Genomic DNA, 7,226 nt, shown 5'->3' with positions numbered 1-7,226 from the left:
GAAAAAGGATTTTGAATTTTCTCAATAAAATATATGGATACATATGTTACAATATATTCAAAGCGATATATTAAAAGTAAAATGGTTGAAAAGGCACTCAATAGAGTGCTTTTTCTTTTTGTATGCAATTGTGCATATTATATTTTTTTTCAAATGAAGAGGATTACAATATAATTTGTAGACAGACTTTATAAAGCAGAATTTAATACAAACATTTCCCTCTACTTTTTGTATCTAACAATCGTATAACAATAAATAATTCTGTTTTATAGTGTCTGTTTTTGAAAGGTGTCTTTTTTGAAGGCACCTTTTTTTATTAGTATAGATAGTTTTCACTGTTAGCATAGTGTAAACTATCTATACTAAACATTAGCAATCTTCCGTATAAATATTATCAATTTACTATATATTCCAGTGGTGTTAACCTACATATGAAAGGCTTTCTTTTTCAAAATATTACCCCTAATAAAATTTTGAAGAAGTCAACTGTCTCCAAACTTGTCTTTATGCTTAAAGAAAAAGCACTCAAATTGAGTGCTTTTTCTTATTGAAACATGCTATTTTTCTAGGCGATTTTCATAAAATAAAAGTAAAGAAATGAAAGTGGGTGACAAAATGCCGGCAGTTGTGGAAGGTGTTATTATTGAAAATTGCAATGGAACAATTAATGTAGGGGATAAATATAACGTACAGCCGATTGAAAAGACGAAAGCTTATAATGGATCGGGATCATCAAATACAGGAATGAAAGTACAAACGTTTAGCGGGATTAGTACGGCGGATGTAAGGGATAATGATGCGTATGATCAAGTTATTCAATCAACGTTATAATTTTAAAATGCAAAATTGCATAAAGTAACATGTTTGTTGTATGTTACACTCTAGCTGTGAGCTGTTAATGATTCTTCTGTATTATAGTTGTTAGATTAGAAATATAACATCTTATCGAAAATCATACGTACAAAAAAAGACACTTCAAACGAAGTGTCTTTTTTTACTTTAGTGATACCCTTTAGCAGAGTCTTTATGAATTTTATTTTTAAAAATACTGTAGCTCCAAAGCTGATATCCAATAACGATTGGTACCATAACCATTGCAACGAAGAACATAATTTTTAAGTTTAATTGACTACCAGCTGCGTTATATAACGTTGTACTGTATGCATCGTTAATACGAGATGGTAACATTCTTGGGAACATACCTGCAAAGCCAGTTGTCATAAACATTGCGATTGTTAGGCAAACGAATGTGAATGCAAGGCCAATTTTATGTTTGTACACCATAATAAGTGCGAGTACACTCATTAGCATTGCAAGTACTGGAAGAATGAATAGTACCGGATATTCCGTAAAGTTTTGGAATAAGTTTGTCCGATTAGCAGTTGCTACATAGAAGATAGCTAAAATAATAGCAGCTGCCATTGAAAATGGTCTTGTGATTTTATAAGCACGATCAGATACTTCACCAGTCGTTTTAATCATGACCCAAAGGGCACCGGATACGACAAATATAGCAGTGAAGAAAAGACCACCTAATATACCGTAATGGTTTAGTAAGCTAAGTAAATTTCCTTCATAGCCATTTTTTCCGATTTGTAGTCCGTAATAAAGATTAGCGAATGTAACACCGAATAAGAAGGCGATTAGGAAACTGCCAATTGCAAATGCCCATTTACAAGTTTTTTGCCAAATTGGTGAATCATCTTTATGCATGAATTCCAGTCCAGCGGCACGAGCAAATAGTGCAAGTAATACTAAGAATAACGGTGTATATAAATAACTAAACATATTAGCATATGTGACTGGGAAGGCAGCAAATGTTGCGCCACCAGCTGTAATTAACCATACTTCATTACCGCCCCAGAACGGGCCAATTGCTTCTTGTAATTGATTTCGTTCTTGTCGATCTTTCGTAACGAAAGGAAAAATCATTCCGTTACCAAGTGCATACCCGTCAAGAATGAAGTAAACTGTCCAAATCACGCCCCATAAACCGAACCAGATGATTGCAAGCATATCATGAGACATGAGCTACACCTCCCTCAGTAGCAGGTTCTTCTAATGCGGCAGGTCCTTTTTTCGCGAACTTCAGCATTAAGTATACGTCTGCGATTAAAAGTAAAGTGTAGAATAAAATTAAACTAATTAATGAGAACCAAATTTGCGGGACAGATATAGGTGATACAGATTCTGCTGTACGCATTAGTTTATATACTGTCCATGGTTGACGACCTACTTCAGCGACAATCCATCCTGCGTTAATTGCGATATAAGGAAGTAAGACAGACCATATTGTAATTTTCAAATAACGTTTTGAGTTTTCTAGTTTTCCTTTTCGGTTTAAATAGAAGCCATACCAAGTTAATGCCATAAAGAACATGCCGAGTGCAACCATTAAGCGGAAGCTATAATACACGAGGTTAACATTTGGACGTTCATCTTTCGGAATATCTTTTAAACCAACAATTTCGCCATTAAATGAATTTGTGTAGAAGAAGCTTCCGAGTTTTGGAATCGTAAGGAATTCAAAGTTCTTCTCATTTTTTACATCAGGAATTTGAACAATTGAGAAGCCTTGTCCTTTTCCAGTTTCCCAAACTGCTTCCATCGCAGCACCTTTTGCGGGTTGATATTTAGCTGCTGATACACCAGATTGATGTCCCATAAACGGTGTAATTGTTGCGGCGAATAAGCCTAACATTAAACCAAACTTAAATGATTTTTTGAAGAATTCTACTTCATTTTTACGTAATAAGTGATAAGCACTAATTGCCATAACGAAGAAAGCACCTACGATATAACAACCAACTACAGTATGGAAGAACATGTTCCAAGCGTATGGATTCGTAACGAGTGCCCAGAAATCATTTAATTCAGCGCGGCCGTTACGCACGACGTATCCAACAGGGTTTTGCATAAAGCCGTTTGCTGTAATAATCCAAAGGGCGGAAATGTTTGTTCCAAGTGCAACCATCCACATACAGAAGGCACGAAACTTTGGTGAAATTTTGTCTTTACCGAATAACCATATTCCCATGAAAGTAGATTCTAAGAAGAAGGCAACAAGTGCTTCGATTGCGAGAGGGGATCCGAAAATGTCTCCCATATATTTGGAGTACTCAGACCAGTTTGTTCCAAATTGGAATTCCATCGTAATCCCGGTTATAATCCCCATTACGAAGTTAATTGTAAATAATTTACCCCAAAAATTTGCCATTTTACGGTATGTTGGATTCAATGTGCGGGCGTATTGAGTTTCCATACATGCTACTAAAATGACAAGTCCGATTGTCAAAGGTACAAATAAAAAGTGATAAAAAATAGTAATTGCAAATTGAAAACGACTCAGTAACAGAACGTCGGACATAATAAATATTCACTCCTTTTTTACATTATCTACAATCAGTTTATAGTGAAAATACGTTTAAAGTATGTGAAACTTGTTACAAAGATGTGTGTATATTTTGAAAGAATTATGTCGATTATCTGAAAATATCTTATTTTTACTATAAAGCGATATCCTTTTTGAGTTTTTCATATTTTGGTACACTATTTATGTAGTGTAAACGAGAGAAAAGAGGGTCCTTTACTATGAAGTCATTAGAAGAGATTTTGCAGTACAATGAGAAATTTGTTGAAGAGAAAAAATATGAAGAGTTTGTAGCGGGGAAATTTCCAAACAAAAAAATGGTAATTATTTCTTGTATGGATACACGACTTGTTGAACTATTACCAAAAGCGATGAATATGCGTAACGGTGATGTGAAAATTATTAAAGTAGCAGGCGCTGTTATTTCACATCCATTTGGAAGTATTATGCGTAGTATTTTAGTCGCTGTATACGAACTTGGCGCTGATGAAGTATGTGTAGTTGGTCACCATGATTGTGGTATGGCAAAAATTCAAGCAAGCAGTACGATTGAGAGAATGAAAGAACGCGGTATAACAGAAGAGAAATTAGATATGCTTCGTTATTCTGGAATTGATTTAGAACAATTCTTGCGCGGTTTCTCTAGTGTGGAAGAAAGTGTAGAACATAGCGTATCAGTACTTCGCAACCACCCATTACTTCCGGAAGAAGTACCTGTTCACGGTCTTGTTATAGATCCTGATACAGGAAAATTAGATTTAGTTGTGAATGGTTACGACAATTAAGAATTTACTTTGTCATCCTTTTTATCTGGGACAGGATCAAATCCTCCCGGGTGGAAAGGGTGACATTTTAATACACGCTTACAAGTAAGCCAAAAGCCTTTGAGTGCACCATGTTTTTGAAACGCCTCTAATCCGTAATGAGAACAAGTTGGATAAAAACGACATGTTGGTGGCGTCATCGGAGAAATGAACTTTTGATAAAAGCGTATAATCCCAATAAAAATCTGTTTCATAACGGTCTCCTTTTCAGCATATTCTTAAAGTATTATAGCACGACTGTACATAATACTTTACTAATGTGCATTTCCGTTATATCATATTGGATATAACGGAATTAAATTAAAAGCGGGAGAGATGTTGTATGCCATCAGTAGAAAGCTTTGAATTAGATCATACGATTGTAAAGGCACCTTATGTAAGACATTGCGGAGTTCACAATGTAGGTAGTGACGGTATTGTAAATAAATTTGATATTCGTTTCTGTCAACCGAATAAACAAGCAATGAAACCAGATGTTATTCATACGTTAGAGCATTTATTAGCATTTAATTTACGTAAATATATTGATCGTTATCCGCACTTTGATATTATCGATATTTCACCGATGGGCTGCCAAACAGGATATTATCTTGTAGTAAGCGGAACACCGACAGTTCGAGAAATCATTGATTTATTAGAACTAACATTAAAAGATGCGGTTCAAATTACAGAAATTCCGGCTGCAAATGAAACGCAATGTGGTCAAGCGAAGCTTCACGACTTAGAAGGAGCACAACGCTTAATGAACTTCTGGTTAAGCCAAGATAAAGATGAACTTGAGAAAGTTTTTGGATAAAAAGAAAAACTGCCTGTGAAAGGGCAGTTTTTTTATTGTGCTAAGAGCGACCATACTCTTCTTTTGTATGAAAATATATTAGATACTCCAACATATAAAATAAAGGCAGAACAGAGAAAATAAACAAATGCTTTCGCTTTTTGCTGCTGCTTTATTTCATCGATTCCCAAAAGGATGAACACGTAAGGTAAAAGAATAGTGAAGTTTGCAAAGAAGCTAAATAGGACGAGAGAAAGAGCGATAGTGGCGATTATAATTCGAATGTTTTTTAACATGGAATCCCCCTTAGTAGAAAGACATAGTTACTGAGAGAAAATAATTATAAATGCTAAATTGGTCAAAATTTCATTCTACATGTAGTGAAAGTAGTTCGATATTAAGAAGAAGAATATAAGACCAGAAACGAAAAAATACGGGATACTCATTGATTTTCGTCCGGATTTTAATTCATTAATTCCTAGAAGAATAAAGGAACAACTGAGAATAAATTGTAAGTATGGAAGAAGTGAAAAATTATCGGTAACATGGATATAAGTGCTTAGAATGAGTAAGAGAAGCATGAGAAATGCTAAAAAACTACGTAATATAGTTAGAGTTAGCATTGTATAGCCTCCTTTAGACCATTTACTAGAATATTTCTGTGAAACCAATAAATAAAGCAGCGGCCCCTGCTAGTAGAGCGAGCAGACTACCTCCTGTTTGTCGTTTTAATATTTCCTCTAAACTTATGGTGAGGGCCATACCTCCTAAAAAGATGAACATATAAGGCATTATTTCTCTACTACCAGTAAAAAATCCATAGATTGCTATAGATAAGGCAATAAGTGATAAAGTAATCCGACCCCCTTTTAGCATAAAAGACCTCCTCTATTTTATGTAGGTAATAATGAGAACTATCCAAATGAAAGCACCGGCAATAATACAAATAAATCCAGTTGCTAATTCCTTTTTCTTTATTTGTTCAAATGCGATGAGAAACATTAAAGCCCCTAATAGAAATTGTGAAAGAGGTAAAAAATTATTTTGACCTGTATATAATCCAATTGCCGACATAACGATCACAGTGAGTGCTACTATGATGCGAAGTATACGAAGCATATTAGGAATTCTCCTTATTCTTTTTTGTATAAGGATTGTCTTCTAGTTTATCGACGGAATGTTTATAAGCATAGCCTTTATTAATTGTCATGATGGAGAGTACGAGGATGATTAGGACGATGATAATACCGATAATTAATATTTTGAACATAAAATCCCTCCTTTTCTTTATTTTACATAATTTTGTAATTGATGAAAACAATAGAAAATAAAAGGATGAAAGAAGGGTGTTACATGGAGACGAAAAAAACATATTATATATCAATAGGAAATGGTCAAATTTCACAAGTGAAGACGGCGGATACGTATAATTTTGAGATTTCCGCAAATGATGAGGAAATTACGGAATTAAGAGAGCACTTTGATCAAGCATATGTAGAAGATTTAGGGTCATTTGTACGCTCCCACGTTCCATTTGTTGAGTATCATCACGATTCAAATAATGACCGATATGATGAACAACTACAAAAAGCATATAAAATGATTTACGATTTAGGAAATCATGAGACGAAAGAATTAGTCGCGCAAATGGGAATAATCAATGGATTGTAATTGGATAATATTATGCAGAAAAGCGAGAATATGCTACAATTTGTGGTAGGAAAAACTTGTAACCATCAATAGGGGAGTAATGGCATGTACAAATTTAAAGATTATTACCACAACACTGTACAATTATCGTTTGAACGTTATCCATTTTCTCCTGAGCCAAAGCATGTTTGGGTTGTATGCCGGTACGGGGATCAATGGTTATTAACGCATCATTTACGTCGCGGTCTTGAATTTCCAGGTGGTAAAGTAGAACTAGGGGAAACACCGGAAGAAGCGGCAGTTCGAGAGGTTCATGAAGAAACCGGTGGCATAGTTTCTGATTTAACTTACTTAGGACAATACAAAGTATCTGGAAAAGACAAAATAATCATTAAAAACATTTATTTTGCAACAATTAGTGCGGTAGAAGAACATACGCATTACGAAGAAACGAAAGGGTCTGTTTTATTAAAAGACATTCCTGACAACATTAAAACGAATAGAAAATTTAGCTTTATAATGCGCGATGACGTATTAGCGCGTACGATGAAACATATAGAAGAAATCGGCTGTTTTACGAAGTAAAGTAGCCGGTTTCTTTTTTTTG

Annotated in this window: 12 protein-coding genes; 5 read left to right on the top strand and 7 right to left on the bottom strand. The window is 34.6% G+C overall.

Translation table 11 applies throughout. The features are described 5' to 3' along the window. The first annotated feature begins 597 nt into the window (after nucleotides 1-597). Nucleotides 598-831: a spore germination protein gene (locus ABWK52_RS25705; protein WP_002062565.1), complete on the top strand. Its 234-nt coding sequence runs from the start codon at nucleotides 598-600 to the stop codon at nucleotides 829-831. A 168-nt stretch (nucleotides 832-999) separates the two neighbouring features. Here the strand turns inward: ABWK52_RS25705 and cydB are convergent, their stop codons facing one another. Both cydB and cydA read right to left on the bottom strand, forming a co-directional pair. Continuing rightward, nucleotides 1,000-2,028, bottom strand: a complete 1,029-nt coding sequence (gene cydB / locus ABWK52_RS25700; protein ID WP_097981116.1) for a cytochrome d ubiquinol oxidase subunit II — start codon at nucleotides 2,026-2,028, stop codon at nucleotides 1,000-1,002. Continuing rightward, nucleotides 2,018-3,367 (bottom strand): cytochrome ubiquinol oxidase subunit I, encoded by a 1,350-nt coding sequence (gene cydA / locus ABWK52_RS25695; protein WP_001286194.1) that lies wholly within the window; start codon nucleotides 3,365-3,367, stop codon nucleotides 2,018-2,020. The genes cydB and cydA overlap by 11 nt, the downstream gene beginning before the upstream one ends. A 224-nt stretch (nucleotides 3,368-3,591) precedes the next feature. Here cydA and ABWK52_RS25690 point away from each other — a divergent pair, with 224 nt between their 5' ends. Beyond that, nucleotides 3,592-4,155 carry a beta-class carbonic anhydrase gene (locus tag ABWK52_RS25690; RefSeq protein WP_000838164.1) on the top strand — a complete coding sequence of 188 codons (564 nt, stop codon included), beginning with the start codon at nucleotides 3,592-3,594 and terminating at the stop codon, nucleotides 4,153-4,155. Here ABWK52_RS25690 and yidD read toward each other — a convergent pair. Then, nucleotides 4,152-4,388: a membrane protein insertion efficiency factor YidD gene (gene yidD, locus ABWK52_RS25685; protein ID WP_065702996.1), complete on the bottom strand. Its 237-nt coding sequence runs from the start codon at nucleotides 4,386-4,388 to the stop codon at nucleotides 4,152-4,154. The two genes, ABWK52_RS25690 and yidD, sit on opposite strands and share 4 nt — an antisense overlap. Before the next feature lie 128 nt (nucleotides 4,389-4,516). Between yidD and luxS the strand changes: the two genes are divergently transcribed. Beyond that, nucleotides 4,517-4,990, top strand: coding sequence for an S-ribosylhomocysteine lyase LuxS (luxS, locus tag ABWK52_RS25680; protein ID WP_001141371.1), 474 nt, complete (start codon nucleotides 4,517-4,519; stop codon nucleotides 4,988-4,990). Nucleotides 4,991-5,022: 32 nt separating this feature from the next. Here luxS and ABWK52_RS25675 read toward each other — a convergent pair whose 3' ends face one another. The 4 genes from ABWK52_RS25675 to ytzI all read right to left on the bottom strand — a co-directional run bounded on the left by ABWK52_RS25675 (nucleotide 5,023) and on the right by ytzI (nucleotide 6,239). Then, nucleotides 5,023-5,265, bottom strand: a complete 243-nt coding sequence (locus ABWK52_RS25675) for a DUF3953 domain-containing protein (protein ID WP_097861717.1) — start codon at nucleotides 5,263-5,265, stop codon at nucleotides 5,023-5,025. Between the two features lie 352 nt (nucleotides 5,266-5,617). Continuing rightward, nucleotides 5,618-5,845 carry a DUF3953 domain-containing protein gene (locus ABWK52_RS25670; protein ID WP_000911652.1) on the bottom strand — a complete coding sequence of 76 codons (228 nt, stop codon included), beginning with the start codon at nucleotides 5,843-5,845 and terminating at the stop codon, nucleotides 5,618-5,620. Nucleotides 5,846-5,857: 12 nt separating this feature from the next. Continuing rightward, nucleotides 5,858-6,088 (bottom strand): DUF3953 domain-containing protein, encoded by a 231-nt coding sequence (locus ABWK52_RS25665; RefSeq protein WP_000944457.1) that lies wholly within the window; start codon nucleotides 6,086-6,088, stop codon nucleotides 5,858-5,860. A gap of 1 nt (nucleotide 6,089) precedes the next feature. After that, nucleotides 6,090-6,239, bottom strand: a complete 150-nt coding sequence (gene ytzI / locus ABWK52_RS25660) for a YtzI protein (protein WP_000472791.1) — start codon at nucleotides 6,237-6,239, stop codon at nucleotides 6,090-6,092. Nucleotides 6,240-6,322: 83 nt separating this feature from the next. Between ytzI and ABWK52_RS25655 the strand changes: the two genes are divergently transcribed. Further along, entirely contained in the window at nucleotides 6,323-6,640 is a 318-nt protein-coding gene (locus tag ABWK52_RS25655) for a hypothetical protein (RefSeq protein ID WP_000448409.1), read from the top strand. Nucleotides 6,641-6,724: 84 nt separating this feature from the next. After that, complete coding sequence (mutTA, locus tag ABWK52_RS25650; protein ID WP_000276385.1) at nucleotides 6,725-7,204, top strand: antimutator 8-oxo-(dGTP/GTP)ase; 480 nt, start codon at nucleotides 6,725-6,727, stop codon at nucleotides 7,202-7,204. Nucleotides 7,205-7,226: the final 22 nt, after the last annotated feature.

Source organism: Bacillus sp. AP50, from assembly GCF_040492675.1.
In the GTDB taxonomy this organism is placed as follows: domain Bacteria; phylum Bacillota; class Bacilli; order Bacillales; family Bacillaceae_G; genus Bacillus_A; species Bacillus_A cereus.
Note: the sequence above shows the minus strand (reverse complement) of the source record. Positions and strands in the feature narration are given on the sequence as shown.

What these genes read in the sequence shown, in the direction of transcription:
- ABWK52_RS25705 (WP_002062565.1), top strand. Translation starts at nt 598, where the DNA reads ATGAAAGTGGGTGACAAAATGCCGGCAGTTGTGGAAGGTGTTATTATT.
- cydB (WP_097981116.1), bottom strand. Translation starts at nt 2,028, where the DNA reads ATGTCTCATGATATGCTTGCAATCATCTGGTTCGGTTTATGGGGCGTG.
- cydA (WP_001286194.1), bottom strand. Translation starts at nt 3,367, where the DNA reads ATGTCCGACGTTCTGTTACTGAGTCGTTTTCAATTTGCAATTACTATT.
- ABWK52_RS25690 (WP_000838164.1), top strand. Translation starts at nt 3,592, where the DNA reads ATGAAGTCATTAGAAGAGATTTTGCAGTACAATGAGAAATTTGTTGAA.
- yidD (WP_065702996.1), bottom strand. Translation starts at nt 4,388, where the DNA reads ATGAAACAGATTTTTATTGGGATTATACGCTTTTATCAAAAGTTCATT.
- luxS (WP_001141371.1), top strand. Translation starts at nt 4,517, where the DNA reads ATGCCATCAGTAGAAAGCTTTGAATTAGATCATACGATTGTAAAGGCA.
- ABWK52_RS25675 (WP_097861717.1), bottom strand. Translation starts at nt 5,265, where the DNA reads ATGTTAAAAAACATTCGAATTATAATCGCCACTATCGCTCTTTCTCTC.
- ABWK52_RS25670 (WP_000911652.1), bottom strand. Translation starts at nt 5,845, where the DNA reads ATGCTAAAAGGGGGTCGGATTACTTTATCACTTATTGCCTTATCTATA.
- ABWK52_RS25665 (WP_000944457.1), bottom strand. Translation starts at nt 6,088, where the DNA reads ATGCTTCGTATACTTCGCATCATAGTAGCACTCACTGTGATCGTTATG.
- ytzI (WP_000472791.1), bottom strand. Translation starts at nt 6,239, where the DNA reads ATGTTCAAAATATTAATTATCGGTATTATCATCGTCCTAATCATCCTC.
- ABWK52_RS25655 (WP_000448409.1), top strand. Translation starts at nt 6,323, where the DNA reads ATGGAGACGAAAAAAACATATTATATATCAATAGGAAATGGTCAAATT.
- mutTA (WP_000276385.1), top strand. Translation starts at nt 6,725, where the DNA reads ATGTACAAATTTAAAGATTATTACCACAACACTGTACAATTATCGTTT.